Origin of the sequence: Dietzia cercidiphylli, from assembly GCF_014145145.1 — a bacterium.
Classification (GTDB): Bacteria; Actinomycetota; Actinomycetes; order Mycobacteriales; family Mycobacteriaceae; genus Dietzia; species Dietzia natronolimnaea.
Genome location: NZ_JAALEA010000064.1, coordinates 1 through 2,477, shown reverse-complemented (window position 1 = coordinate 2,477; position 2,477 = coordinate 1). Strand labels below are relative to the sequence as shown.

Genomic DNA, 2,477 nt, shown 5'->3' with positions numbered 1-2,477 from the left:
GCGATCCGCAGATCCCCGTGAATCACCGGGGCTAATGTCTACTCTGACTATTTGGCCCCCATCCGCCAAACCAACGATATGAAGTAACCGACCGTCACCCCCGCAAATTCAACCGCCCTGGCTCGGTCGGAGGGTTTGGGGTTTGCCGCCAAAATGGCGCGAGCAGGTCAGGATGGGGCGAAACGCACGGCCGCGCGATAGCTGACCGCGAGTTTCTGGGCAATGGGTCGTGAGGGCTCACCCCCCGGCCGTGAAAGTGCGAAAGCCACCTTTCGCGGCCCCGCCGGTAACAGCATTGAGCCATGACCACGCGCCCCGCTATCCCACTCCTGCGGGCCGCCCATCCCGTCCCGGCGTTCGCGGTCACCATGCTCACCGTGCTGCTCGCGGCGAGCATGGGTGTGGGCACTCGCACCGCAGTGATCCTGTTTGTCGCGGTGTTCAGCGGTCAGCTCGTCGTGGGATGGACCAACGACCTGGTCGACCGCGAGCGGGACCGCCGCGTCGGCCGCCGCGACAAACCACTCGCGGCCGGGCAGATCTCGGTCGGGCTGGTGCGTTCGACAACCGGTGTCGCGAGTGTGGTCTGTGTTGCGACGTCGCTGCTCTGCGGCCTTGCTGCCGGCCTTCTTCATCTCACTCTGGGGGTCTGCGCCGCCCTGGCTTACAACTTCGCGCTCAAATCCACCGCGTTCTCCTGGCTCCCGTACTCGCTGGCCTTCGGCGCTCTCCCCGCCGTGGTGGGCCTGTCCCGTGACCCGGCCGCTGCGTCGTCGGCGCCCTGCTGGGATTCGCCGCGCACCTGCTCAACGCCATGCCCGACCTCGCCGACGACGCAGCGACCGGGGTCCGGGGACTCCCCCACCGGCTCGCACCCACAACCGTTCCGCTTCTGGCGGCGCTGACCTCGTCGCCGCCACCGTCGTCGCCGTCTTCGGCAGCCGCACTCCCCCGACGGCCGCCCAGTGGGTGCTGTTGGCCGTGGTGCTGGTGTTGGCGGTCGCCACGACCGGCAAAAAGGGAAAGACGCCGTTCTACGCGGTGATCGCCACCGCGGGAGTCAACGTCGTCATGCTCTTGCTCGGCTGACGCCAGGGGCCCGGAGTGAGCCTTCGGCGACCCCGTTGACCGGACTGCATGACCGGGCGGCCGCTCGCGAATAGAGCAGCTGCCGACCTCGTCGTCGATGTCGTCGTTCTATTTGTGGCCGTGGATTTGTCACCCGGGCGCGGCGCTACCCGCCGGCCCTGACCTCGATCAGCTACCACTGCCTCACCGGGTCGGGGGCGTGGGCCCGGCACATCGTGAAGATCGGCTCCGAGTAGGTCTCCCGCAGCCACACCTCGACCGGACCGCGCGGGCCCTCGAGCGTCACCTCGACGTGCTCGTCCCGTTCGACCACGCGCACCGGGGCGAAGGCGTCGATCGCGTCATTGGACACCACCGCGCGGGCATGATGCTGCGTGCGGTCCGGACGAGGGGCGTGAGTTTTGCAGAACGGCGGCCCTGCCGCTTGCGGGCCGCTGCCCGATCCGAATCGTCGGCACTGCCTCGACAACCGCTCGGTCTGCACGACCTGGCAACGACCTGCGTCGTGTGCTGCTGCCGGGACTTGTCTGTCGTCGTCGTCGTGATCGTCGCCGATTAACCACCCTCCCACCTGCACGGTTCCCGCCCAGCGGAATCGTTTGGTGACGCGCACCACACCCGGGTCACAGTGTCCTCATCCCCACCCGGGCGCGCGTGCGGCGCTCCCCGCGGTGACACCCCGGCACGGCGGGACCCCCTCTCGAAAGGACACTCCATGGGCGACATCCGGGCCCTCGGCTACCTCAGAATCGACACCACCGACCTCGACCGCTGGCGCACGCTCGCCCACGACGTGTTGGACCTGGGTGTGGGCGCCGGCGGCAACGACGACACCCTCCACCTGCGCCTGGACGAGCGCGCCCGCCGCATCACCCTGCGCCGCGCGGAGAAGGACAACCTCGCCGCCGTGGGCTGGGAGGTGCGCGACGAGATCGCCCTCGACCGCGTCCGGGCCACCCTCACCGAGCACGGCATCGCCTACCGCGACCTCACCCACGACGAGACGCAGGCCATCAAGGTCGACGGCGCCATCACCCTGGAGGACCCCTGCGGTCAGCGCCTGGAGATCTTCCACGGCGCCGAGCTGGACCACTCGAAGGTCTCCACCAAGTACCGCACCGAGTTCGTCACCGACGAGCTGGGCCTGGGCCACCTCGTGGTCCCCACCACCGACTACGACGCCACCATCGGCTTCTACCGCGACGTGCTGGGCTTCCACACCCGCGGCGCGTTCCCCTTCCCGTTCGCGCCCGGCATGCCGCCGCTGCGCATCCAGTTCATGGGTGTCAACCCCCGCCACCACAGCTTCGCCGTGATGCCCGCCCCGCACATGGGCCCCGGGATCGTCCACATCATGCTCGAGGTGGCCGAGATGGACATGGTCGCCC

General features: G+C 68.9%; 3 protein-coding genes. 2 read left to right on the top strand and 1 reads right to left on the bottom strand.

The window, feature by feature from the left end; all coding sequences use genetic code 11:
• Nucleotides 1-302: 302 nt before the first annotated feature.
• Nucleotides 303-905 (top strand): UbiA family prenyltransferase, encoded by a 603-nt coding sequence (locus G6028_RS03080; protein WP_241730500.1) that lies wholly within the window; start codon nucleotides 303-305, stop codon nucleotides 903-905.
• A 356-nt stretch (nucleotides 906-1,261) separates the two neighbouring features.
• Here the strand turns inward: G6028_RS03080 and G6028_RS03075 are convergent, their stop codons facing one another.
• Complete coding sequence (locus G6028_RS03075; RefSeq protein ID WP_241730499.1) at nucleotides 1,262-1,441, bottom strand: hypothetical protein; 180 nt, start codon at nucleotides 1,439-1,441, stop codon at nucleotides 1,262-1,264.
• Between the two features lie 363 nt (nucleotides 1,442-1,804).
• Between G6028_RS03075 and G6028_RS03070 the strand changes: the two genes are divergently transcribed.
• Nucleotides 1,805-2,477, top strand: a 673-nt coding sequence (locus tag G6028_RS03070) for a VOC family protein (RefSeq protein WP_182658015.1), incomplete at its 3' end; no start/stop codon positions are given.

Bases quoted from the DNA above. Each gene is read 5' to 3' on its own strand.
- G6028_RS03080 (WP_241730500.1), top strand. From the start codon at position 303: ATGACCACGCGCCCCGCTATCCCACTCCTGCGGGCCGCCCATCCCGTC.